Below are 26,281 nucleotides of genomic sequence, written 5' to 3' on the forward strand. Positions count from 1 at the left end.
AAATTATAAATCAATACAACAGAATGAATACATTTTCTGTTTGCTTAGGTTTAGTGAATGGTATCTTGACGGCTGGAATGATGTTAAGAGCAATGGCTCAGGTGATACCTGATGGAACTACTAACACCACTGTCAACCCAAATGGTAATAATTTCACAATTCTTAATGGTATTGAAAAAGGTAACAATTTATTTCATAGTTTCAGTAATTTCTCTGTGCCAACAGGTGGGTCAGCGACCTTTGATTTAGTAAATACGCCAAATATTACAACTATATTTAGTCGAGTTACGGGTGGAAATGTTTCTAATATTGATGGTTTGATTCGTACAGTCAATAGTAGTAACCCGGTAAGTTTATTTTTGCTCAATCCTGCGGGGATTGTGTTTGGGCAAAATGCTCGCTTGGATATTAGTGGATCTTTTGTGGGAACCACGGCGAATAGTATTAAGTTTGCCGATGGCTTAGAGTTTAGTGCAGCGAATTTGACTAATCCGCCTCTACTCACAATGAGCGTGCCGATTGGTCTTCAGATGGGCACCAATCCCGGTAGCATAACTGTTCAGGGAACGGGGCATGGAGGCACTAATCCCAGCAATTACTTTGCACCGCTCTACCCTAATGTGATAAACCCGCAATTGCAATTGCAACCCGGAAAAACTCTGGGATTCATCAGCAACGGCGTTACTTTAGATGGCGCAAAGCTATCTGTTCCAGATGGACGGGTAGAAATTGGTAGCTTTGCCGCGAATCAAACCGTTCCCCTTCGTGTGTCACCAACCTTGACATTTGACTATACCAACCTTCAGAATCAAGATATCACTCTGAAAAGAGCCGCGCTTGATGTGAGCGGTAACAATGGCGGTGGACTTCAAATCCAGGGGAAACGAGTGAGTTTGACCGAAGGGACAGAACTGTTAGCTCACACGTTAGGAACCAATGGAACCGGACAAGGCATCATGCTTCGTGCTTCCGAATCCCTAGAATTACTTAGTGCCAAGGGCGCGGGTCCAATTAGCAGCATCATGGCATCGGTACGACCGGGAGCATCGGGCAAAGGCGGAGATATTACGATTGAAACACCCAATTTCAGAATGGCTTATGGTGTCTGGTTTAGGGCTGATCTTCTCGGTAGTGGGCAGGCGGGAAATGTCACCTTCCGCACTCAGAATTTTGAAATGATCGGGGCGGATGTCTCTGGTGGAGGCGAGGATGTTCTCAGCGATCTGTCAGTCGGATTATCAGGGAAAACTACTTTCGGCAAGGCAGGCATTCTCACAATTGATGCAGAACGGGTACGAATTGCTAATGGCGCAAGAATTCGCTCAGATATGTCAAACGGAGCAACTGGGCAACCTGCAAACATTCGTATTCAAGCAATTGATGTAGATGTAAGTGGAAGTCAGATCGAGGGCAATTTTTCCCCACCTCGCCATCTTAATAGTTGGATCTCGTCTACGATCGAACCGGGAACATCCGGTAGAGGAGGAAATATTACCCTTGATGCACAAAGACTCCGCTTCAGCAACGGTGGTAGTATTCGAGCCGATGTTTTGGGGACTGGAATAGGGGGAATCGTAACCTTGCAAGCACCTGATATTGAAGTTTCTGGCTATAATGTTACGGCAAGCCGCGTAACTCGCATTTCTGCTGCGGTGAGAGATGTGAATGCGAGCGGCAAAGGTGGCGACATATTAATTGAAACACAACGGCTACGATTGCTCGACGGTGGACAAATTAATGTCGGGACACAATCAAGACAGAATGGGGAGGCTGGCAAGTTAAAAGTGAATGCGGAGGAGTTTATTGAGATCAACAGTGCCTATATACGACCTGCGGGTGGCATAGTAACGAGTGGATTGCAGGCAATTGTTACTGAAAACTCAAGAGGGCGCGGTGGAAATATCGCTGTAACGACCCCTCAACTGCGCTTGATCAATGGGGGAGAAATTACCACCAGTATTTTTGGGAATGGGGATGCGGGCAACATTACCATTCAAGCTGGGACGGTGGAGGTCGCTGGTCGCACAATCGATGGACTCCAGCCCAGCCGTATTGCCGCAGCAACCAATCCTACCCTCACGAATTCAACTGGATCGGCTGGTTTAATCACTATACAAGCAGATCGGCTCACGATCAAAGATGGAGCTGAGATTTCAGTGAGTGGGCAGCAGTTGGGTGAAGCAGGTAACTTGAACATTAATGCAAATTTGCTGCGGCTAGACAATGCAAGCAGTCTGCGGGCAGAAGTTCTATCAGGCAGTAAGGGAAACATTACAATCAATGCAAACGCCGCAATCCTGCGTCGCGGAAGTCAGATTACAACCAATGCTGGAGCGAATGCAAACGGGGGCGATATTACGATTAATTCTCCGCTCGTTGTTGGTTGGGAAAATAGTGACATTATTGCCAATGCAATCGCAGGTCAAGGTGGCAATATTCAAATCACCACTCAAGGTATATTCGGGTTAAAATTCCGCAACCAACTTACTCCAGAAAACGACATCACAGCCAGTTCCCAATTTGGCGTTAACGGTACAGTTGATATTAATAATTTTGGCGTTGATCCCAATTCTGGCTTAGTTTACCTGTCTGACAACTTAATCGATTCATCACAGCAAATTGCCACAGGTTGTGCTGACACAAATGGTAGTAGTTTTGTCGCAACCGGACGTGGTGGTATCCCACAAAATCCCCATCAGCAGCTTTGGAGCGATCGCACTTGGGCTGATGTGCGCAATCTCTCCACTTACCGGAAAACGGGCGAAATTAGCGCACAAATTCCCACATCGCCTGAAATTGTTCAAGCCACTTCTTGGCGACGTAATGCGAGCGGCAAAATTGAGTTAGTTGCAGATACGAACCCTCCTCAAATGCAACGAGCATTAACCTGTGTTCTGCTTCACGAAAGTTAATGATGTTATTAATCATGCCATTTGGGGAACTCTATATTTAAATCAAGTAAAGGAAGTTTTTGGTGCTCAAAGCCTTACTCTTTCTATTTATATTCACAGCTGGGTTATTAACTCAAGGAATGCTGTTAACTGCAATGGCTCAGGTAACATCAGATGGGACTACTAACACCACTGTCAACCCAAATGGTAATAATTTTACAATTATTAACGGTACTGAAAAAGGTAGCAATTTATTTCATAGTTTCAGTAATTTCTCTGTACCAACAGGTGGGTCAGCAACCTTTGATTTAGTGAATACGCCAAATATTACAACTATATTTAGTCGAGTTACGGGTGGAAATGTTTCCAATATCGATGGTTTGATTCGCACAGTAAATAGTAGTAACCCGATAAATTTATTTTTGCTCAATTCAGCTGGCATCTTGTTTGGCGCCAACGCCAAGTTAAATATAGGCGGTTCATTTGTTGGCAGCACTGCTAACAGTATCAAGTTTGCTGATGGTGCAATATTTAGCATTTCCCCAACCTCTGACACACCACTTCTGACTGTTAGTGTGCCGATTGGGTTGCAGTTTGGGACAAACCCAAAACCGATTCAAGTTGAGGGTACAGGACATAACCTGACAAAGATAAGTCCTTTGAATCAAGGTTCGCCCATTAGTCCACAAAGCCATTTGACAGGACTACAGCTAGGAGTAAAGCCAGGAAAAACCCTAGCGCTGATCGGTGGAGAAATCAGTTTAGTCGGAGGTATTCTGGAGGCTATTAGCGGACGAATTGAGGTAGGGAGTGTTGGTTCTGGGATAGTCAGCTTAAACCCGGTAGCTCAGGGCTGGACATTTGGCTATGATGATGTGCAGAGTTTTCGGGATATTCGCTTCTCACAAAAAGCTTTAGTTGATGCCAGTGGTTTTGGTGGGGGAGCAATCCAAATCCAGGGAGCAAATGTAAGTTTAATTGATGGCTCACTTGCTCTGATCCAAAATCTGGGATTGCAACCTTCTAGAGGTATCAACGTCCGAGCTTCCGGATTGTTTGAGTCGATTGGAGCTACTCCCAATGGAACTATAGGTAGCGGTTTACGGAATGAAACCTTGACAAATGGTAATAATGGGGATATTACAGTTACCGCTAGGCAGTTAATGCTTTCCGAAGGAGGAAGAATTAGTTCCTCAACGTATAGTTCTGGAGCATCTGGGAACATCACTTTAGAAGTCGCTGATTCATTGAAAGTGCTGGGCTTCTCACCTGTTTCTATTACTTCCAGCAGCACTATTAATAACACAACCTATGGTTCTGGTCATGCAGGTGATATCACTATATTAACTAAAGAGTTAACTGCTCTTAATGGAGGATCAATTTCAGATGCAACCCTCAGTAGTGGTGCTGCTGGAAATGTGATCATTAAGGCAATTGAGTTAGTAGAATTAAGTGGATTTATACCAGGCTCGTTTGTCCCCAGTTCGATCAGTTCTCCGTCTCTGTTGACTGGTAATGCTGGTAATGTAACCATTGATACTAAAAAACTCATTGTCAGAGATGGAGGTAGAATTGATTCCTCTATTCTTGTAAGTGGTAAAGGCGGTAATTTAGTGATTAATGCTACTGACTCTATTGAAGTCAGAGGTATTGTGCCCGGTTCTCGCAATCCTAGCTTAATTACCTCCTCTGCTAGTATCCTAGATAAATCCCTACGCCGACAATTTGGACTCCCAGATTCACCCACTGGGGACTCTGGCAGCTTGACAATTAATACAGGTAAATTAAGTGTGACAGATGGTGCATTAGTCAATGTCCAAAATGAGGGAAGCGGGAATGGCGGAGCTTTAGACATTAACGCTGACTCTATTTTCCTAAGCGATCGCGGCAAAATCACCGCCTCGGCAAAGTCTGGTGAAGGTGGTAATATCAACCTGCAAGTGCAAAATACTGTGCTAATGCAACGGGATAGCCAGATATCAGCCGAATCAGGTGGACAAGGTAACGGCGGCAATATTACAATTAATGCTCCCTTTATTATTGGACTGGAAAACAGCGATATTATAGCCAACGCAATCCAAGGAAATGGCGGCAACATTAATCTTAGCACCCAAGGTATTTTTGGCTTAGAATTCCGCAACCAACTCACACCAGACAACGACATCACCGCCAGTTCTCAATTTGGTGTTAACGGTACAGTTGATATTAACAATTTTGGGGTTGATCCTAGTTCTAGCTTAGTGGAATTACCTGTAAACTTAGTCGATTCATCACAACAAATTGTGACAGGTTGTGCAGACACGAATGGTAGTAGTTTTGTGGCAACGGGACGAGGTGGTGTTCCACAAAATCCTCATCAACAGGTGATGAGCGATCGCACTTGGTCTGATACTCGTGATATCTCCGCTTACCGGAAAAATAGCTCCGTCACGGCACAAATTCCCACAACTTCACAAATCGTTGAAGCTACTTCTTGGCGACGTGATGCCCAGGGCAAAATTGAGTTAGTTGCAGATAAATCTCCTGTAAATATACAAAAAGCATTAACTTGTGCTGCGGTTCCTAGTAGTTAATAATTATTTATGATTTCCCGAATTAAACTAAGTCGTTGGCTATATCTCAGTCTTAGTATTTTAAGTTTGTGTTTAGCATTTACCATTACACCAGTAAAAGCATCTCCACCAGTCACAACAACCCCAGTTTCTTCTTTCCCATCGACTAACTGGCTAGAGGAGGGACGGAAACTTTACAGTTTTGGGCGTTTTGCAGAAGCTATTACAGCTTGGCAAACGGCAGCAAAGCAATATCAAAAACAAGGCGATCGCCTGAATGAAGCCTTGAGTTTAAGTTACCTCTCTCTGGCACAACAAGAACTTAATCAGTGGGAAGCTGCAAAAAAATCTATCGAGCAAAGTGTAAAACTTTTGCAAACGGCTAAACCTTCTGGAGATGCGATTATCTGGGCGCAAGTACTGAATACAAAAGCAAATTTAGAACTACGTATCGGTCGTGCTGAAACTGCCCTGACAAACTGGCAACAAGCTCAAAAATATTACGAGCGCTCTGGGGACACAATGGGAAGCCTGGGCAGTCAAATTAACCAGGCACAAGCATTACAAAGTTTAGGATTTTACCGTCGCTCTCGACAACAATTAGAAGAACTAACACAAAAATTGGCAGCAATGCCAGATTCGGACGTTAAAGTTAGTGGGTTGCGATCGCTTGGTTTAGCTTTACACGCGATTGGGGATGGTAAAAGCCAGCAAGTCTTAGAACAAAGTTTAGCGATCTCGAACAAAATTGCAGCTAAAACCCAGCTAAGTTCTATTCTCTCAACTTTAGGAAAAGTTGCCTCTGACAAACAAGACCCGGAAGCAGCATTAAATTACTTTGAAGACGCAGAAACGGCAGCTACGAATCAGAATGAATCTCTACAAGCACGTTTGGCTCGTTTCAAATTGTTGGTAGATTACAAAAAACTTGAGTATGCTATTGAACTCGCACCTCAATTGCGACAACAGCTAGAAAAACTACCACCCAGCCATACTTCCCTTTATGCTGCGATTAATTTTGTGGCTACCTTAAATCGATTAGAAAAGCCCGACCAAATTCTACCAATACTAGACTTGGCAAAACTTATGGCAGCTACAGTCAAGTCTGCACAACAGATTCAGGATGCAACAGCAGTTGCTTATGCACTGTATCAATGGGGACAACTTTACCGTCGCACTTCTCAGTTGTCTGACGCTAAGGAATTAGCCCAGAAATCCTTGAATGTTGCTCGTCAACTGCAAGCTGACGATATTATTGCTCAATCGGCATGGCAGGTAGGACAGTTGTATAAACAACAGGGCGAGCGCCAGAAAGCTATTTCAGCATATACCGAAGCAATTAAGTCATTAAAAGCACTACGTTCCGATTTAGTTGCCGTTAACCCTGAGATGCAGTTCTCTTTCCGCGAAAGTGTGGAGCCTGTCTACCGGGAACTGGTAGGTTTACTTCTTTCTGAGCAACCAACCCAGGTAGAACTAATCCAAGCCCGTGAATTGATTGAGTCACTGCAAGTCGCCGAACTCGATAACTTTTTCCGGGAAGCTTGTTTAGATAAAGCGCAGCAGATTGACAAAGTTGATCCAAAAGCAACGGTTATTTACCCGATTATCTTAAGCGATCGCCTAGCGGTGATTCTCTCCAAAACTGGAGAACCTTTGCGTTATTATGCGACTCGCAAACCCCAAGCAGAAATTGAGCAAACTCTCGATCATCTGCTAGTTGCCTTCAACCCCGTTTCAGATTTCCAGGACAGAGAGCGACTTAGCCAACAAATCTATGATTGGTTAATTCGTCCTGCCGAACAAGAACAAGTTTTTCAAGATACCAAGACATTGGTGTTTGTTTTGGATGGGAAGTTACGTAACATTCCTATGGCTGCTTTATACGACGGTAAGCAATATCTGATTGAGAAATATGCTGTTGCCCTCTCGCCTGGATTGCAACTCATGGCTGCCCAATCGCTTCAACAAGACAAAATTAATGCGATCGTCGGTGGTATCAGTCAATCTCATGCTGGTTTTGCTGCCTTGCCTGCGGTGGAATTGGAAGTAAACCAAATTTCCCAGACAGTGCCATCTGTCATATTACTAAACCAAAAGTTTACAAGTCTTGCTCTAGCTGAGCGCATGAAGTCCAGTCGTGCCGATGTCATCCACCTCGCAACCCACGGACAGTTTAGTTCCCGTCTTGAAGATACCTTCTTACTTACGTGGGATGGACAAGTTAATGTGAAGGAATTGTCCGAAATGCTGAAAAATCGGGGTGAAAATTCATCGAAAGCAATTGAATTGCTAGTATTGAGTGCCTGCGATACCGCAACAGGGGATGACCGCGCTGTCTTGGGACTGGCAGGTTTAGCAGTCAAATCTGGTGCCCGTTCCACCATCGCCACTCTATGGCCTGTTAAAGATCGGGCAGCCCAAATGCTGATGAATCGCTTCTACGAGCAACTACGACAACCCAATATTACCAAAGCCGAGGCACTGCGACAAGCGCAAATAAACCTGATTCGCCAAACAGATTTTCGTGACCCGTTCTTTTGGTCTGCTTTTGTTTTGGTGGGGAACTGGCTTTAAGACAGTAATATTACGTAAATAAAAAGCCGAATTTACTATATATTTTTACAGCAGTAAAAATAAAAATCGCCTATAAATAATAATATGAATACCTTATATAGCAATCCTAATTGAGTTATGAACCGCCAAGACGCCAAGAACGCCAAGAAAAGAAAGACTTATGTTTACAAATTATTTAGGACTGCTATAGACATAGCAGTGAAAAATAATGTACAGACGTTCTATGAAACGTCTCTACGAGGATTGTAGACAATGTATTTTTTGCTCAATGGTTAATAAAAATAACAGGTGAATTATGAGTCGATATTTATTTAGTGCATTGAGCGTCATCGTAGTTGCTAATAGTTTATGTTGCAGTGCTTATGCTGTAACATTTACTCCGCCGACTAATAATGGCGCTCCTAGCGTTGCAACGGGAGGGGCATCGCGAGGTAGTTTCTTTACTCCAAAGAAAGGAAATGGTGTTCCAAGTCAAGCAACGGGAGGTGCTTCGCGAAGTAATCTCTTTACCCCAGTCAAAGGTAACGGCGCTCCCCAACAGGCAAGCGGAGGGGCTTCTCGCGTTGGCACTTACCACTTGAATCCTTCGATAGTAACAACAGCCCCAGCCACGCTAATTGCACTCCTACCCCAAAGTTTCTCTGGCACAACGGTGTCTGCTCGTCCGACTGTGATGGTATACATCCCAGCTTCCAATGCCCAAGAAGCTGTATTTAGCATTAAGGATGATGGTAAAACCCTGTACAAAATGACGATTCCAGTTGCCGGAAAAACAGGGGCGATGTCTACGACGGGCTTCGCCTACGCAATTAAATTACCTGCTGATGCACCAGCTTTAGCCGTTGGGAAAAACTATCAATGGTTCTTGGCGCTGAAAGTCAACGGACAACTTAGTCCGAGTACGCCTTATGTTGATGGTTGGATTCAACGCATTCAACCCAATGCTGAACTAGTAACGGCAATGCAACAGCAAGATGCATTGCAGCGAGCAACTGCGTTTGGTAAACATGGAGTTTGGTATGACTGCGTAGCAACGCTTGCGGCATTATACGCAGAAAAACCTAACAATGCAACTATTACTCAGCAATGGGAAGAACTTCTGACTTCAGTTAGCTTGGAAGAGATTGCCACGGCTCCAATAGTGATATCTGCAAACTAAGTCACAAGGTATTGGTGGGGCAATGCCTCACCCAAACTAACCAAAGTAAATTAACTGTATGACATGTGGCGCAAATTCCAAGCTTTTATTCAAAGCACTCGCAGCATTTTGATGATTACTCCTCGTGTTGCCCTAACAGTTATGATTGGGCAATCGTTAGGACTTTTCAATTTGCCAGAATGGAAACTCCGCGATCAATGGGTACGACTTAAATCGCAATCAGAAATAGCTGATGAAGTTGTAATTGTCACCATTGATGAGCGCGATATTCAGTCGGTGGGTAAATGGCCTGTTCCTGACTGGTCACTAGCAAAATTATTAAAAAAAATCAAGGAACAACAACCCCGTTCCATTGGTTTAGATTTATATCGGGATTTACCAGAAGGAAGCGGTTATGAGCAACTTGTGCAAGTTTTCCGAACTACTCCCAATTTGATTGGAGTAGAAAAAATTACTGGCGAACGAGTCAATCCCCCACATGTACTTAAAAAAAATGGTCAAGTAGGATTAGCTGATTTGGTGCTAGATGGCGATCGCCATGTGCGTCGTGCTTTGCTGACAGCGGTCGATGCTCAAGAAGAGGGTAAAATTAAAGCAGGATTAGCAACTCATGTCGCTCTCAAGTACCTAGAAGCCGAAAAGATTACCTTAGAAAGCATTGACGAAAAACAGCAGAAGTTTCGATTGGGCAAAGCAGTCTACCAACCACTTAGAAATCAAGAAGCAGGTTATAGTGAAGCCGATGTCGGTGGTTATCAAATTCTGCTCAACTGGCATGGTTCCGAAACTACTTTTCGTAAAGTCGCCATGCGCGATGTGTTAGCGGGAAAAATTCCGGCAAATTTAATGCGCGATCGCATGGTGTTTATTGGTTCAACTGCTGCTAGTACTAATGACTTCTTTAGCACACCCTTCAGTTCTTCCTTAATATCAGCTCAAAAACCGACTCCTGGTGTAGTTATCCATGCCAATATTGCTCTCCAACTGGTGCGAGGAGCAAAAACAGGGAAAACCAATCTCCACGGAATTTCTGGGATCTCGTCGTCACTCTGGATTGTTTTCTGGTCTATCCTTGGTTCTGGGAGTATGTGGTTAGGTAAGGTACACACTCGATGGCTTCTTCCCGGTGGCAAAATTCTTTGGGCAACTGTGGGCTTGAGTGGAATTTTGATCGGGGGTAGCTACTGCATGTTTTTATCTGGTGTTCTGATTCCGGTTACGCCTGCCTTAGCTGGGTTTATTAGTAGTGTAATTGCAACGACAAATGCTTACAAGCAGCAAAAGTTAGAAGAAACGAACCAGCAATTAGAAATAGCCAACAGTCAACTTTTAGATTATTCCAAAACCTTGGAGGTAAAAGTTGAAGAACGAACTCATGAACTGCTCAAAGCCAAGGAAGCTGCTGATGCTGCCAACCAGGCAAAGAGTGAGTTTCTCGCCAATATGAGTCACGAGCTACGTACACCACTGAATGGTATCCTTGGTTTTGCCCAGGTACTAGCACAATCTCCCAATTTAACAGAAAAAAACCAGGAAGGAGTCAGGATTATCCATCAATGTGGTTCCCACCTGCTCATGCTAATTAATGACATTCTCGATCTTTCAAAAATTGAAGCTCGAAAATTGGAATTAGTCACCAATACTGTGCATTTGCCGAGTTTTTTACATGGTGTAACTGAGATTTGTGGTATCCGCGCCGAGCAAAAAGGGCTGAGTTTTAATGTTTTAATTAGCGATCGCCTACCACTTGCCATTCAAACAGATGAAAAGCGACTAAGACAAATTTTAATTAATTTGTTGGGTAATGCAATTAAGTTCACAGACAACGGTAGCGTGACATTCAAAGTAGAGATAATAGGGAATAGGGCATGGGGCATGGGGCAAAGGGAAATTAGTGATGCCCATTGCCCATTGCCCATTGCCCAATCCCCAATCACTACAATTCGCTTCCTCATTGAAGATACTGGTGTGGGAATGTCACCAGAACAACTGGAGAAAATCTTTTTGCCTTTTGAGCAAATGGGTTCCGCAAGACAGCGTTCTGAAGGTACAGGCTTGGGATTGGCGATTAGTCAAAGAATTGCCGCATTGATGGGAAGCAAAATTGAGGTACAAAGTCACTTGGGCGAAGGTAGTTTGTTTTGGTTGGATGTGGCAGTAGTAGTACTACCAAACCATGATTGGCACAAAGAGGTTACTCCAACCTATCAGAAAATAAAAGGGATTAGAGGTTGTACCCCTCAGATTCTGATTGTCGATGATGATGACATTCATCGTTCAATGTTGACTAATCTGTTGCAGGAAATTGGCTGCTCTTACCTAGAAGCTGTTGATGGTAAACAGGGATTACAATTGGCAACTGAACATCAGCCAGATATAATTCTGCTCGATTTAGCCATGCCCAATATGGATGGCTTTGAGTTAATGGTTCACCTGCAAGGGCATTCACAAACCAGTTCTATTCCCATCATCGTCTCTAGTGCTAACGTATTCGAGTCAAATCGTCAACGGTGTTTACAAGCAGGAGCAACAGCATTTGTAGATAAACCCCTGCAAATAGATGAATTACTCAATACATTGGAATCTGTGTTAAAACTTGACTGGATATATGTCCAATCAGCACCTCAACAGTCATATAAGCAGGAGCAAGTAACTAATAGTGAATTAATTTTGCCATCTCAAGAAGTGTTACAACAACTATATCATCTAGCCATGATGGGGGATATACCAGGGATTGAGGGAATATTAGACGAACTCCCAACGCAAAATAAACAGCTAGCTCCTTTTGTGACTGAGTTGAGCAAACTCACTGCTGATTTCCAAACAGCAAAAATACGTAAAATGCTCAAATCTTTTGTAACTAATGAATCAGGGCAATGATAAATGATCAATGATTCTCTCTCGAAGCCAATACATATCCTTTTAGTAGATGACAATCCAAATAATTTGAAGGTGCTATCAGAAGCGATTCGGGGAAATGGCTGGAAAGCCCTCATGGCTACAGATGGAGAATCAGCAATCGAACAAACAGAATACGCGCCTCCCGATTTGATTCTCCTTGATGTGATGATGCCTGGTATTGATGGATTTGAAACTTGCCGCAGGCTTAAAGCCAATTCGATTACAGTGAATATACCTATAATTTTTATGACTGCTTTATCCGATTCTACTGATAAAGTGAAAGGAATAGAAATTGGTGCAGTTGACTACATTACCAAACCTTTTCAGCACGAAGAAGTAATTGCCAGAATAAAACTACACTTAAAAATTTCCTATCTTACCCGTACTTTAGAACAACAGGTGCAAGAACGCACCGCAAAATTAACCCAATCTTTACACCAGTTACAGCAAACCCAACTACAAATGATCCAGAGCGAGAAAATGTCAGCACTGGGTAATTTGGTAGCAGGGATAGCTCACGAAATGAATAATCCCCTTGGTTTTATCTCAGCTAGCCTCAAACAAGCAAAACCAAATCTTGGTGATATTATTGAACATTTGAAGCTTTATCAAGAAAGTTTCCCTTCACCTAGCCAAGAGATTATTAATCATGCCAAGGAAATCGACTTGTATTATTGCATAGAAGACTTATCTAACATGATTGATTCAATGATATTAGCTTGCGAGCGTATCACAAATATTAGTAATAGTTTAAGGACTTTTTCGCGCTCCGATCAAGAAGATAAACAATTATTTAATTTACATGAAGGAATTGATAGCACAATTTTAATCCTCAAACATCGGCTCAAAGCTAATAACAAACGACCAGCAATTGAGGTAATTACAGAGTATGGAGAGCTACCTCAAGTTAAATGTTTTCCTGGGCAAATAAATCAAGTATTTATGAATATTCTGGCAAATGCCATTGACGCTTTGGATGATTCTCTCGGCGAACGTAGTTTTGCAGAAATCACAGTTAATCCTAACCGTATTATAATTACAACACTCGTAGCCGCTCAACAAGTAAAAATAATTATTGCTGATAATGGTATTGGTATGAGTGATGAAGTAAAACAACGTATATTTGACCACTTATTTACTACCAAAGGCGCTAACAAAGGTACGGGTTTGGGATTAGCGATCGCAAAACAAATCATTTGTGATAAGCACAATGGACAAATTGACTGTTTGTCAAAGCTGGGTGAGGGGACAAAGTTTGTAATTACACTACCAATTTAAAATTCAAGCATACTGCTTAAGCTTCTACAGCAACGGTGGCTTTTACCGGAATAGAAATCACAAACTCCGCACCTTGAGATGGAGTTGAGTTTACTAATAGAGTCCCACCGTGTTTGTCAACTATGATCGACTTTGCGATCGCCAACCCCAACCCCGTTCCCTGCCCCACGCCTTTGGTAGTAAACAGATGCTCAAAAATCTTTTCCTGCACCTCAAATGTCATCCCCACCCCATTATCTTGAATTCGGATCACAGCGTTTTGTCGATCTTGAGATAGCTCTGTCTTGACAATAATTCGATTGGGATTAGCAGTGATTTCTGCGAAACTGCGACCAAGATTAGAGTCTTCTAAGGCATCGATTGCATTTGCCAATATGTTCATAAATACCTGATTGAGTTGTCCAGCGAAGCACTCTACTTGGGGAAGATCCCCATAGTCTTTGTTGACATTGATTTCTGGGCGAGATTCGTTTCCTTTAAGGCGATGCTTGAGAATCAGAATAGTGCTGTCGATCCCGTCGTGGATATTGCAGGCAACGGGAAGAGCGCTATCGGCACGAGAAAAAGTTCTCAAACTGGTACTAATGTCGCGAATTCGCTTCACACCTTCGCGCATAGAACCCACTAATTTTGGTAAATCATCGCGAATGAATTCTAAGTCAATGGCTGCTATTTCATCTTGAATGGCTTGAGTTGGCTGAGGATATTCCTGCTGATAGAGGTCAACCAACCCAAAGACATCTTTAATAGAATCCAGATCTGGGTTAATATTACCATTGAGGAAAGCAACTGGGTTATTGATTTCATGAGCGATCCCAGCAACTAAATTACCTAGCGCTGACATCTTTTCACTTTGGACAATTTGTAGTTGCGCTTGTTTAAGATCGGTGAGTGCCTGTTGGGCTTGTTGGTAGAGACGGGCGTTTTCTAAAGAGATGGCAGCTTGGACACAAACCAGATTGAGGACTTTGACTCGTTCACTCGTAAATGCCCCAATTGTCAAATTATTTTCTAGGTATAAGATTCCAATCAATTTGCCGGAGTGCAAAATTGGGGTACATAGGATACTTTTGGGACATTGGCGCTGAATGTAAGGATCTGCTACCAAGGTAGGATGAGTTACCGCATTCCCAACGATCAAGGGTTGCAGGGTATGTTTAACTCTGTTGATCAAGGAAACCGGAACTAGTGGAGTGCGTTCAATGGACACAGATTGAAGAATGACGGACTGTTGTCCAAGTTGAGAAAATGCTTCAATCACCCACTGTTTATTCTTTGGCATCAATAAAGCACATCTGTCTGCCCCGGCATTTTCCTGCACAACGTGAAGCAAAACCGAGAGCAATTTTTCTAACTCGATTTCCCCAGAAAGAGCTTGGGAAGCTTTGAGAATTGTGGTTAAATCCAGCCCCTCGTCCGTACTACTGCTAGCATCTGTGGAAGCTTTGGTGGAGTGAGAACTGAAAGTAGGGATAGTTTCAGTGGCAGTGAGATCCGGTTGCATCCGTTGTAAAATCGGTGCTAGCAGTTGTGGGTAGCGCTGTTCTAAATCGTCTACTTTGGCTTTTGCTCCCCAACGACTGTAAGCGTAATACGCCGAGAGCAGGTAAGTTTGAGCGATCGCTTCTTTGCCCCATTCCAAGTAGAACTTTGCTGCAAGTTCGTTGGCGAGAGCTTCTTCGTTGACGTATTCGTTCTCTTTGGCAAGTTGAATGGCGCGATCGTAGTGGTCGATTGCTATAGCTTTGTCACCCAAGACGCGATATTTTTCTGCCTCGACTAGAGTGTATTTGTGCAAGTAATTCATTGGTGCATGATGCGCCCAGATTTGCATCTTGATTTGATTGGCAACTATCTGGTTTAGAAATGTAGTTTGTTCCTGTTGCTCTATATGAGGATACTGAGCGAGCAGAGCTAAAGAATAGTAAAAGTTGTGTTCGGCAGTCATCAGCTGCCCAGTTGCAGTTTTTGCGTATTGTGCTGCTTCTTGAGCATAGGCGAGCGCTAATTCTAGTTCTTGAAATAGATAGGAAAGTAAAGATTTCGACACATAAACAGCAAACACAGTTGTCCCACTTTGTTGCTCGATTAAAGCGGGTAACATTTGCGTTTCATTGAATGCCTGTCCAGTCAGAGATGACGGGTTTTCAGCAATACCTAATAAATTGTAGAGAGTTTGCTGCCATACTTTACCATAAAAAATGTGATAGTCTAATTTCTGTTTTTGAAGTAAATCGATATAATGTTTATTTTTCTGCTCAACATATTTCAAGGGCTGCCCTGTAAAAAACAAATGGCTGCAATGATGAAGAATGGCATAACCAGAAAATATTAATTCGCCTGCTTCAAGCCTATTATGAAAAGCTTTTTGTAGCGGTTTGAGAGTTTCCTTCACGTGTTCTTTCCAATGCCTGGTTGCACTATTAAATACTGCTAAAACTACGGTTCTAACTTCAGCATTATCGAATTGTTCTACCAGTTTCACAGCCATTTGACCTAATAAATAGCTACTCTCTAGATTACCCTCATCATATAATATCAAACTGTAAAAACTATATAAATAAATTCCCAAGGCTGAATTCCCATACTTGGTACAGAACTTAAGACCAGTGAAAACGCCTTGGCGATAAAGTCCAGGATTACTTATATAAGCGGCATGAGTAATAGTACCTAAGATTCGTAGAACTGCAACTTGATGCGGCTGTGTCATTTCTGGCAAATGAATTAGTTCCTCAATCTTGAGTTCTTTAGGAGCTTCTGTCTCTAAATCGACTTCGAGCATACCTAGTACGTGCAACGCTGTATCGATTGCTTTTTGTAAATAAGTTTGGGCAATATAAGCCTGAATCCTTACCTCGTACACACTCACTTTTTCCAGCAGTGTTTGAGTATGTTGCAGGGCAATTTCAGTCAGAGTTTGAGATTGCTGAAAATTAGAGCTTAAATATTCGGCTTCCGCTGCAGCTAAATAAAAACTCAACGTTAGATTATAGTGACAAATCCAGCTATCTGCGCCTAAAAGCTCTATACCCACCATGAGGTATTTGACTGCCGCAGCATAAGCAGTAGAAGCTTTTGCTTTACGTGCAGCAACTAAATTCAACTGCGCCAACTCATCGCGTTCAGTCTGTTGAAGAATTAGTTCTATTCCAGCATTCAACTGGTTAACAATCTCAAAGATTTTCTCATCTCGCTCGGCAGCAGTTGCATTTTTGAGCAAAAGTTGCCCAACTTGCAAATGAGTTGCCTGTTTGTGATTCTCAGCAATCAACGAGTAAGCGGCTTGTTGAACGCGATCGTGCAAAAAGCGATAAATCGGATTCGCCGCTGCATCAGAAATCGCTACAGTATCCGATTGCGTAAAAAATTTATATATTTCCGTCGTCGGAATAATTAAGCCTTCCTGCAATGCTTTCCACAGAGCAGCAGCCGTCTCTTCTTTTGATTGCTCACAGATTCGCGCCAGCGTATTTAAGTCAAATTGTGCGCCAATACAAGCCGCTAATTTAAGTACATCCTGAGTTTGTGTCGGCAACTTCTGCAACTGTAGCGCCATAAACTCTACCACATCATCAATGGTTGCCTTAGCTCTTACCTTAGCAAGATCGCACTGCCACCCCACCCCCCTTTCATCAAAGCGAAGTTCGGGGGGACACAGGAGGGTGGGAGACTGAGTGTTAAAAGTAATTTGTCCATCCTCGTGTAATGACTTGAGAAACTGAGTAGCAAAGAAGGGATTGCCTTTCGTTTTTTGATAAACTAATTCTGTCAACGGTTGAGCGAGGAGGCATGAGCAGTTCAATGTATCCGCTATCAACTGATTCATATCCACTCTTCTTAACGGTTGCAGAGTGATGGTATGCACCGTTGCGCCTTTACCAATCTCATCCACCGTCAGCATCAACGGATGAACAGGCGACACCTCGTTATCTCGATAGGCACCAATCACCAACAGGTATCCCATATCTTGCATGAGTAATTCTAGCATCTTCAGTGATGCTGAATCTGCCCACTGCAAATCGTCGAGAAACAGCACGAGCGGATGATCTGCCGTAGTAAACACCTGCACAAACTTCTGCATCAACAGATTGAACCGATTCTGCGCCGCACTGCCTGATAATTCTGGTGCAGGACGTTGAGAACCGATAATGTGTTCCAGTTCTGGAATCACCTCAATCAGCACTTGTCCATTCTCTCCGACGACTTCTAGAATCTGAGTTTTCCAGTTTTGCAATTGGGCATCTGATTCTGCTAGTAATTGCCCCATCAGATCGCGAAACGCTTGCACGAAGGCGCTGAAGGGAATATTGCGCTGGAATTGGTCGTACTTGCCCTTAATAAAATAACCGCGCTGTCGGACAATTGGTTTATGAACTTCGTTCACCACTGCTGTCTTACCAATGCCAGAAAAACCAGCCACCAGCATCAGTTCTACCCCCCTGAATCCCCCCTTACCAAGAGGGGACTTAGGGGGGTTGGCAACTCGATCAAAGGCTTCTAGTAATGTCTGGACTTCCGATTCTCGTCCATAGAGTTTTTCTCTGATGAGGAAGCGATCGCAATGATCCCGCGCTCCCAACTCAAATGACTGGATTGTTCTTGAGTCTTTGAATTGATGCAAACAGCGTTCTAAATCATACTTGAGTCCCAAAGCACTTTGATAACGATCCTCGGCATTCTTCGCCATTAGCTTGCTGACGATTTCTGACAACATTAATGGGACATTTTGATTAAGTTGATGGACACTAATCGGCTGATGAGCTAAATGACAATGCACCAACTCCATTGGATCATTTGAAATAAAGGGCAACTGTCCCGTTAACAGTTCATAAAAAGTGATGCCGAGCGAATAAAAGTCACTGCGATAGTCGATGCCGCGATTCATGCGCCCCGTTTGCTCTGGTGAGAGATATGCCAATGTTCCCTCTAGCGTATTCGCATTCTGAATCTCTTGAGTTTCACGGGGTAGCACTGAGGCGATGCTGAAGTCAATTAGCTTGACTTGTTTGCTGTCTGGATGAATCACAATATTAGCAGGTTTGAGGTCCTTGTGGATCACTCGATGTCGATATAGTCCATCCAAAGCGTCCGCAACTTGAACCGCAATTTGAAGGAATTCACTTAGGGTTTGCCCATTGTGTCCCATGTTTCCCTCTTGCTTAAGCATCTTCTTGAGAGAAATGCAGCCATTGTCTTCCATCACCAGCGCATAGGCGTTTTGATAAGGTTCGAGCGCCAAAGGTTTAACAATGCTCTGTAAGTCAAGATTTTTGGCGATCGCATACTGATTGCGGAACTGCACCAATTCACTAAAGCTAGGAAATGGATTTCTCAGCAGTTTGATCGCCACTGGAGTGCGATCGCACTCTCGGATACCACGATAGACTAAGGTGCGAGTTCCTGCATAGAGTTGTTCCGTGATGCGATACCCTGACAGTAGAGCGATACTATCCATGAACCAGTCCTCAAAGCCACCTGTACGTCACTACACCCCATAGTTTGCCCAACCGACCTGGAAAAATCTCAATTGTCAACCGTGCTTTACAAAGCTTTAAATTGGGGTAAAAGACAAAGATGAGTATGGTTGTGTGAATAATTACACGCAAATACGGTTCGTTAAATTCCATTATTTTATCCTATAATAGGGGATTGTGTCGTTTCATGCAGCAGCCCATGCCTAAACTAAAAACTCGTAAAGCAGCGGCGAAGAGATTCCGTGCCACCGGCAGCGGAAAAATCGTGCGTCGCAAAGCTTTCAAAAACCACCTGCTAGAACATAAGACTTCCAACAAGAAGCGTAATATGTCGAAAATGGCAGTTGTTGATGAGCGCGATGAAGAAAACGTGCGCTTAATGCTCCCCTACTTGTAAATTTTCTAGGAATTAAGTCATGACAAGGGTAAAACGCGGTAACGTTGCTCGCAAACGCCGCAATAAAATTCTCAAAATAGCTAAAGGTTTTCGCGGTTCTCACTCAACTTTGTTTAGAACCGCCAATCAACAAGTGATGAAGGCGCTGCGGAGTGCATATCGTGATCGCAAAAAGCGCAAACGCGATTTTCGTCGTCTGTGGATTACCCGCATTAACGCGGCTGCACGTCTACATGGCATGAGTTACAGCCAATTTATTGGTAATCTGAAAAAAGCCAATATCCTACTCAACCGCAAAATGTTGGCGCAGTTGGCAGTTTTAGATCCAGCAGGCTTCAGCAAAGTAGCCGAATTAGCAGCAAGCCAATCCAGAGGATAAAGGTGGTAACGGATGTATGACAACGGACATAACGGATGATTAATTGGTTGGTGCAACAGATCAAACATCTACCACGTCTGGCACTGTTCGTGCTCATATCCGCTACCATCTTTTTCTGCATAATTTATGTAAATTATAATACACAATTGTCAGCGTCTGCCGCAGAACTGCCAAAAATTCAGCGGCGGGGCTACATAAGTATTGCTGTAAAAAATAACTTGCGTCCGTTGGGATTTAGTGATGCCAACGGAAATTTACAAGGTTTAGAAATTGACTTAGCTACTCAGTTGGCAGTAGACTTGCTAGGTAAGTCAAATGCTGTGAAATTTCAACCAGTAGCAAATCGCGATCGCCTGTCTTTCGTTTTAGATCGCAAAGTTGATCTGACTATCGCTAGAGTCACAGCAACATCTTCACGCTCTCGCTTAGTCAGTTTTAGTGTGCCTTACTACTTGGATGGCACTATGATAATCACCAAAAATGCCTCATTTCAAAGGCTGGTGGATTTAAGCAAGCAAAAAGTTGCTGTACTCAAACACTCTAGCACTATTGGAGTAATACAATATTATATCCCAAATGCTGAATTAGTGGGAGTTGAATCTTATGAAGAAGCGCGATCGCAAATAGAAAATAACACAGTAGCAGCTTTTGCCGCAGATGCTAGCTTACTGAGTGGGTGGGTACAAGAAGATCCTAAGTATCTAATACTACCAATAAAACTATCTACAGAACCTTTATCGGTAGTCATGCCCAAAGGATTACAATACGATGAGTTGCGACGACGAGTAAATGAAGCGATCGCTCGTTACATCGCTTCTGGTTGGCTCAAAGAACGTGCCACCTATTGGGGATTACCATAGAAAAAGTAAAAAGTAAAAAGTAATATATTTTTTGCCTTTGAACTTTTATGACTACTCCCCTGTCTGCTAATAATAAAAATAGAAGCTACTTTTAGCAAAGACAATGGATAACAATCTAGCAGTTATTTATCTATCTATTCTGATTGGTTTACTCTCATTTACAGTCATTAGCATTTTTCGCCAAGTTTTTAAAACTCGCAGATTAGAAAACGCATTTTCCAAGTTGCGAAAGAAGCTAACCAAAGAAAAGGGAACAGTTCAAGAATACTACGAATTAGCTAGTATTTATTCAGAGAAAAAACTTTTTTCCCAGGCAATTCCCCTATTTCAAAAAGCCCTTAAAGCGGCAGAAGAAGAGGGAGAAGAAAATACTGCCCCCATATACAATGGATTAGGCTATGCTTACTTTGCTCAAGAGCAGTATGATATAGCAATACGTACCTACAAAGAAGCCCTCACTATCAAACCTGATTATGTAACAGCATTGAATAACATTGGTCATGCTTACGAGCGGAAAAAATTAAACGCTCAGGCGCTGCAAGCTTACGAAGAGGCACTCAAAATACAACCAAATAACGCTACAGCTAAACGCCGCGCAGAATCTATGCGTCGATTAGTCTCGGCGTAATCTTATCGTTCACAAAACTATAGATAGGAGGAAGAGTGGAAATAAAAGCAGCAGTAGCCCATAGCTCAGGTAAACCGTTAACGATTGAAACAGTTCAACTTGACGGACCCTGTGCTGGGGAAGTTATGGTAGAGATCAAAGCTAGTGGAGTGTGTCATACTGATGCCTACACTCTTTCTGGTAAAGATCCTGAAGGTTTATTCCCAGCAATTTTAGGACATGAAGGTGCTGGCGTTGTTGTGGAGGTAGGGGAAGGCGTCACTAGTGTTAAGGTAGGCTCGCGCGTTATCCCTTTATATACTCCAGAATGCCGTCAGTGTGAATATTGCCTGAGCTTCAAAACCAACCTATGTCAAGCAATCCGTGCAACTCAAGGGCGCGGTATCATGCCCGATGGCACTAGTCGTTTTTCCATCGGCGGGGAGATGATACATCATTACATGGGTACATCCACCTTTGCTAATTATACAGTGTTGCCGGAAATTGCCGTAGCTAAAATTCGCTCTGATGCGCCGTTTGATAAAGTTTGTTATATTGGCTGCGGTGTAACTACGGGTATTGGTGCAGTTATTAATACAGCTAAAGTGGAACCGGGAGCGAATGTAGTAGTTTTCGGTTTAGGCGGTATTGGCTTAAACGTCATCCAAGCAGCGCGGATGGTGGGAGCTAATATGATTGTGGGGGTGGATATCAATCCCAATAAGAAAGCTTTGGCAGAAAAGTTTGGCATGACTCACTTTGTTAACCCCAAGGAAGTTGAAGGCGATTTGGTTCCTTACTTGGTTAACTTAACTAAAGGTGGTGCTGATTACAGCTTTGAATGCATCGGCAATGTGAATATCATGCGCCAAGCATTGGAATGTTGCCATAAAGGTTGGGGTGTGAGCGTGATTATTGGTGTTGCTGGTGCTGGGGAAGAAATTAGTACTCGTCCTTTTCAACTGGTGACTGGGCGTGTTTGGAAAGGTTCGGCATTTGGTGGAGCTAGAGGACGCACTGATGTGCCGAAGATTGTTGATTGGTATATGGAAGGGAAGATTAACATTGATGATTTGATTACCCATGTAATGCCAATTGAGCGTATCAATGATGCTTTTGATTTGATGCATAAGGGTGAATCGATTCGTAGTGTGGTGACGTTTTAGTTTAGGGTGTAGGGGGTAGGGTGTAGGAAGTAGATTTTTTCACTACACCCCACACCCCATACTCTATACCCTTTTAATCATGAGTAATCTTAATCTTGGAGCGGAATATAAGTGCTTTGGCGGCAAACTCGGTTTTTACAGTCATTCCTCCCATACATGTAATGGAGAAATGCGCTTTGCTGTCTACCAACCACCGCAAGCTACTCAACAGCCAGTGCCGATTCTCTATTTTCTCTCCGGTTTAAGTTGTACAGAAGAAAATTTTATGATTAAGGCGGGAGCGCAGCAGTTTGCAGCTAAATATGGTTTGATGCTTGTGGCTCCTGATACTAGCCCCCGTAATACTGGCATTCCCGGTGAGGATGATGACTGGGACTTTGGTACTGGTGCTGGTTTTTATGTGGATGCTACTGTTGAACCGTGGGCTTCTCGCTACCGAATGTATAGCTATGTGGTTGAAGAATTGCCTACTTTAATTACTGAGCATTTCCCCGGCAAAGCAGATAAACAAGGGATTTTTGGTCATTCGATGGGTGGACATGGTGCGCTTGTTTGTGCTCTGCGCAACCCTCAGCAATATAAATCAGTATCAGCGTTTGCAGCGATCGCCGCACCAATGCAGTGTCCTTGGGGTCAAAAGGTGTTCAGCCGCTACCTGGGTGAAGATAAAGAAACTTGGCGTGCCTACGATGCTACTGAATTGGTAAAGCAATTTGGATATCACAGCCCCATTCTCATAGATCAAGGTACTGCGGATAAATTTCTCACTGAGCAGTTGCTACCAGAGGTGTTTGCTGCCGCTTGCAACGAGGTTAATCAGCCCCTGACTTTACGTTATCAAGAAGGTTACGATCACAGTTATTACTTTATTGCCAGTTTTATTGAAGATCATATCCGTCACCATGCCACGAACTTAGGTGTTGATAGTTAGAATATGAATTAAACAGTAAACCTGTACCGATTAAATATATGGTTCAAACGGTTCAAGCAGATGTTCACAAATGTCTGCCCTATCCTCAATTCCGTTATCATCAGAGAAGCTTCTGTGCGGAGTAAGCCAATGACGACTCAACTTAGAACAAGCAAAATGCTTTGACTCACGAAGAACGGACGGAATTAGATGGCATCTCTGAATTATCGCGAATTTTTACCTTGATTAATGCTCAACTGGCAGCGCTAGAAAATCCTAGTTCACGAACGGCATCAACCGCTTTCAGGGCTTCTGTTCCAAATGGAGTACAATCACATAGCTCTCGTAACTGGGCTTCACTTATATCCACTTCAAACGCAGAAAGCATCATGCGCAAGCAAGCAGGGACACACGAGTAAGGTGTTTCTTGTTTATGGAAAATGAGTCTGGATTGCATCCCAGTTTGCTTCTATGAGCCTAAGTCCTGTTTGCTTTATTTCTTCAATTGGCGTGTGTGTGAGAATCGCTTCTGATTTTTGAAGCTTACCACTTTTGGTACTTTAAAAATCAAGGATGCAACTAATACAGGATTTATTGCAAAATATGTGATTTAAACTTTGAGATTGCTGCCTTTTAACCTTTGACTTTTCCACACTTATTATGTAATCATATTTGATTTGCCAGTGTTATAAATAAATAAAATGTAGTCATGTTAAAATGATATTTGCTGTTATTGTTTTTAGCCATGATAATTACTAATCAAAACTTGTCTGTGGTTAAAGAAGCGATCTTAACCAATGAGCAAGGAAACTTAACATTAGGAGAAGCAGCCAAAGCAAAAGTATATAGAGTGCTAACCAATGATGCTGGGCAAATTTTGCGCTTACCCTATAGATTTAGAAAGTATTCCTGAAAACCAAAGATGGTTATGGCAAAATCCAGAAGCCTTGACGATGGTGCTACGGGGTTTGCAAGAAGCAGCGTCCGGGAAGGGGCGTTACTTAGGGTCATTTGCTCAATATGCGGACTTGGAGATTGATGATTATTGGAGTAATGATTTTCGAGGCTAACTATTAGAAGCAATTACCTCTTTGTGTTCTTCCTTCTTCACATTTCGCCTTCCCCAAGGTTTAAGAACTGAGATCACAATAATGGCTAAAACAAAGGAAGTTTGAACGATCGCACCAATAATCATTGCCTTCTGATCAAAAAGATATAACGGATTTTGCAGTGCTTGTAATCGTTCTGCCTGAGAAATAGCCGTCATTGCATTTGTCCACGGACCTAACCAAATAGTACCAGTGACAATGAGTGTTACAGTTGCAATCCATTTGACAATCACCCAGTAGTGTTTGAAAAATCCCCAAATCGTTAGCCAGCAAAGCAGTCCACCTGTTAATAACGATAAGTTGGCAGCGGGGATAATCACAAAATCATCTAGAAGTTTCAAAACTGAGTTGATGGCGTACAGTTCATCGCCATTGGGAGTGTTACGGTTATTCCAAGCTACAATCACCATACATAAAGCAGTACCAAACCAAATTCCTCCAAAAGCGACGTGCGCAGACAGCAACCAGTTTTTTTGCTTAACACTTAGCTTCTTCATTCTGCCTTCCTATGGATATCAAAGTTAATTGAGCCTTAACTAATTAGCTAGCTTATAGTTAGGCTCCTAATTATAATCTTACAGTAGATAAGTCCTTAAGACAATGAATTAAGCTTCAAGCATTGCCGGGGTTCCAGCCCTTACCTTGTTTAAAAGCTCAATCAAGGTTTTCTTTTCAGTGTTCGTGAGATGAGCCATCAAATTTGTAGTGCGACAAAAATGATCTGGAAGCATCCCACAGAGTAAGTCTCGTCCCTTGTCTGTTAAATGTACACAAAGCATTCGCCGATCTGCTGGATAAGGCTGACGTCTCACCAATCCATCTCTTTCTAATCCATCCAAGAGTCCTGTAATAGTTGCTCTAGTTACACCTGCACGTTCAGCACATTCTGATGGCGTTAACCCTTGCTCATCAGCATAAAGCAACTGCATCAGCAAAGTGAATTTACCCATTGAAATACCATATCGGGCAAAATGAGCATCCATTGCTGCATACACATCAACTGTGGTAGAAAGAAAAGCTAAACAAGTCTCGACAGAAGCGATGTCTAATTCAGGGTAGCGATCGCCTAAATTTTCTAAAGTTTTCCGATCAACAAAAGGGCGTAGTGTTACCACTTGAGGAATTTAATTTAGTGGACTAAATCTAAAGTAACGCACAAGGAATGTAATTGCGCACAGAGCGCAACTACTAAACTAATCCAACTCCCTGCGTCCTTCCAAAGCTCTTGCTAGCGTTACCTCGTCGGCGTACTCCAAATCCCCACCTACAGGTAAACCAAAAGCAATTCGCGTCACCCTCGTAAAAGGCTTGAGTAATTGACCAACATATAATGTCGTCGTCTCACCTTCCACACTTGGACTAATTGCCAGAATCACCTCATGAGGTTGATCCTTACTCACCCGCCTTACCAAAGATTGTACAGTCAACTGTTCTGGACCAATTCCATCTATAGGCGAAATCACACCACCCAAAACATGATACTTCCCTTTAAACTCGCGGGTTTTTTCTAAAGCAATCACATCACGGGAATCAGCCACCACACAAATAGTACTGTTATCGCGGTTAGGATTGCGGCAAATTTCACATACAGGTTCAGAAGAAAGGTGAAAACAAACAGAACACAAACCCACCTGACTTTTCGCATCAAGTAAAGCTTGTGCCAAAGCCTCCACTTCTGCTTCCGATCTTTTTAAAATATGCAAAGCCAAACGCTGAGCAGTTTTTGGACCAACTCCAGGTAAGCGTTGCAACTGCTCAATTAACCGTGCTAAAGGACGTGCGTAAACCGTTGTCTTATCTCCAAATCTTACTCACTTCATCACTATAATGACATCTTCTTGGCGTCCTTGGCGTCTTGGCGGTTCAAACCAAAAAGCACCCTCCAGTTTTGGGGGGTGCTTGTGAAGAAGACGCCCCACCGGGGCGTCTCTACGTTGTCGGTGTGATTAACCGTTGATAGCAGGAGCTTCAACTGCTGCCAAATCTAGAGGGAAGTTGTGAGCGTTGCGCTCGTGCATTAC

17 protein-coding genes and 1 pseudogene are annotated in these 26,281 nt (G+C 43.0%); 13 read left to right on the top strand and 5 right to left on the bottom strand.

What is annotated here, in order from left to right; all coding sequences use genetic code 11:
• Positions 1–23 precede the first annotated feature (23 nt).
• From ICL16_RS12655 to ICL16_RS12680, 6 genes are all read left to right on the top strand, one after another.
• Complete coding sequence (locus ICL16_RS12655) at positions 24–2,912, top strand: two-partner secretion domain-containing protein (RefSeq protein ID WP_190828008.1); 2,889 nt, start codon at positions 24–26, stop codon at positions 2,910–2,912.
• A gap of 62 nt (positions 2,913–2,974) precedes the next feature.
• Complete coding sequence (locus ICL16_RS12660) at positions 2,975–5,464, top strand: S-layer family protein (protein WP_337906992.1); 2,490 nt, start codon at positions 2,975–2,977, stop codon at positions 5,462–5,464.
• A 9-nt stretch (positions 5,465–5,473) separates the two neighbouring features.
• Positions 5,474–8,020, top strand: a complete 2,547-nt coding sequence (locus tag ICL16_RS12665; RefSeq protein WP_190828010.1) for a CHAT domain-containing protein — start codon at positions 5,474–5,476, stop codon at positions 8,018–8,020.
• A 292-nt stretch (positions 8,021–8,312) separates the two neighbouring features.
• The gene (locus ICL16_RS12670; RefSeq protein WP_190828064.1) at positions 8,313–9,179 is read left to right on the top strand and encodes a DUF928 domain-containing protein; all 867 of its coding nucleotides are present in this window, start codon (positions 8,313–8,315) and stop codon (positions 9,177–9,179) included.
• A 63-nt stretch (positions 9,180–9,242) separates the two neighbouring features.
• The gene (locus ICL16_RS12675) at positions 9,243–12,059 is read left to right on the top strand and encodes a CHASE2 domain-containing protein (RefSeq protein ID WP_190828012.1); all 2,817 of its coding nucleotides are present in this window, start codon (positions 9,243–9,245) and stop codon (positions 12,057–12,059) included.
• Between the two features lie 3 nt (positions 12,060–12,062).
• The gene (locus ICL16_RS12680; protein ID WP_190828014.1) at positions 12,063–13,358 is read left to right on the top strand and encodes a hybrid sensor histidine kinase/response regulator; all 1,296 of its coding nucleotides are present in this window, start codon (positions 12,063–12,065) and stop codon (positions 13,356–13,358) included.
• A gap of 16 nt (positions 13,359–13,374) precedes the next feature.
• Here the strand turns inward: ICL16_RS12680 and ICL16_RS12685 are convergent, their stop codons facing one another.
• Positions 13,375–18,813 (bottom strand): trifunctional serine/threonine-protein kinase/ATP-binding protein/sensor histidine kinase, encoded by a 5,439-nt coding sequence (locus ICL16_RS12685; RefSeq protein ID WP_190828016.1) that lies wholly within the window; start codon positions 18,811–18,813, stop codon positions 13,375–13,377.
• A 218-nt stretch (positions 18,814–19,031) separates the two neighbouring features.
• Between ICL16_RS12685 and rpmI the strand changes: the two genes are divergently transcribed.
• The 6 genes from rpmI to fghA all read left to right on the top strand — a co-directional run bounded on the left by rpmI (position 19,032) and on the right by fghA (position 23,172).
• Positions 19,032–19,229: a 50S ribosomal protein L35 gene (gene rpmI, locus ICL16_RS12690; RefSeq protein WP_190828018.1), complete on the top strand. Its 198-nt coding sequence runs from the start codon at positions 19,032–19,034 to the stop codon at positions 19,227–19,229.
• A gap of 19 nt (positions 19,230–19,248) precedes the next feature.
• On the top strand, positions 19,249–19,608 hold the full coding sequence (rplT, locus tag ICL16_RS12695; RefSeq protein WP_190828020.1) for a 50S ribosomal protein L20: 360 nt from the start codon (positions 19,249–19,251) through the stop codon (positions 19,606–19,608).
• Between the two features lie 35 nt (positions 19,609–19,643).
• Positions 19,644–20,468, top strand: coding sequence for a transporter substrate-binding domain-containing protein (locus ICL16_RS12700; protein WP_190828022.1), 825 nt, complete (start codon positions 19,644–19,646; stop codon positions 20,466–20,468).
• Between the two features lie 103 nt (positions 20,469–20,571).
• A complete protein-coding gene (locus tag ICL16_RS12705; RefSeq protein WP_190828024.1) occupies positions 20,572–21,096 on the top strand; it encodes a tetratricopeptide repeat protein in 525 nt (174 codons plus the stop codon).
• Positions 21,097–21,131: 35 nt separating this feature from the next.
• Entirely contained in the window at positions 21,132–22,241 is a 1,110-nt protein-coding gene (locus ICL16_RS12710) for an S-(hydroxymethyl)glutathione dehydrogenase/class III alcohol dehydrogenase (protein WP_190828026.1), read from the top strand.
• A 79-nt stretch (positions 22,242–22,320) separates the two neighbouring features.
• Positions 22,321–23,172, top strand: a complete 852-nt coding sequence (gene fghA, locus ICL16_RS12715; RefSeq protein WP_190828028.1) for an S-formylglutathione hydrolase — start codon at positions 22,321–22,323, stop codon at positions 23,170–23,172.
• 232 nt (positions 23,173–23,404) lie between these two features.
• Here the strand turns inward: fghA and ICL16_RS47685 are convergent, their stop codons facing one another.
• The gene (locus tag ICL16_RS47685) at positions 23,405–23,608 is read right to left on the bottom strand and encodes a cysteine peptidase family C39 domain-containing protein (protein WP_190828030.1); all 204 of its coding nucleotides are present in this window, start codon (positions 23,606–23,608) and stop codon (positions 23,405–23,407) included.
• 403 nt (positions 23,609–24,011) lie between these two features.
• Here ICL16_RS47685 and ICL16_RS12725 point away from each other — a divergent pair, with 403 nt between their 5' ends.
• Entirely contained in the window at positions 24,012–24,221 is a 210-nt protein-coding gene (locus ICL16_RS12725) for a hypothetical protein (RefSeq protein ID WP_202895514.1), read from the top strand.
• On the opposite strand, the gene ICL16_RS12730 is transcribed toward ICL16_RS12725, so the two are convergent.
• From ICL16_RS12730 to recR, 3 genes and pseudogenes are all read right to left on the bottom strand, one after another.
• Positions 24,218–24,757, bottom strand: coding sequence for a hypothetical protein (locus tag ICL16_RS12730; protein WP_190828032.1), 540 nt, complete (start codon positions 24,755–24,757; stop codon positions 24,218–24,220). The genes ICL16_RS12725 and ICL16_RS12730 overlap by 4 nt on opposite strands.
• Before the next feature lie 108 nt (positions 24,758–24,865).
• Positions 24,866–25,375 (bottom strand): MarR family transcriptional regulator, encoded by a 510-nt coding sequence (locus ICL16_RS12735; RefSeq protein ID WP_190828034.1) that lies wholly within the window; start codon positions 25,373–25,375, stop codon positions 24,866–24,868.
• Between the two features lie 78 nt (positions 25,376–25,453).
• Positions 25,454–26,050 (bottom strand): annotated as a pseudogene (gene recR, locus ICL16_RS12740) (recombination mediator RecR); the annotation flags it as partial.
• Positions 26,051–26,281 lie beyond the last annotated feature (231 nt).

The organism is Iningainema tapete BLCC-T55, assembly GCF_014698965.1.
Taxonomy (GTDB): domain Bacteria; phylum Cyanobacteriota; class Cyanobacteriia; order Cyanobacteriales; family Nostocaceae; genus Iningainema; species Iningainema tapete.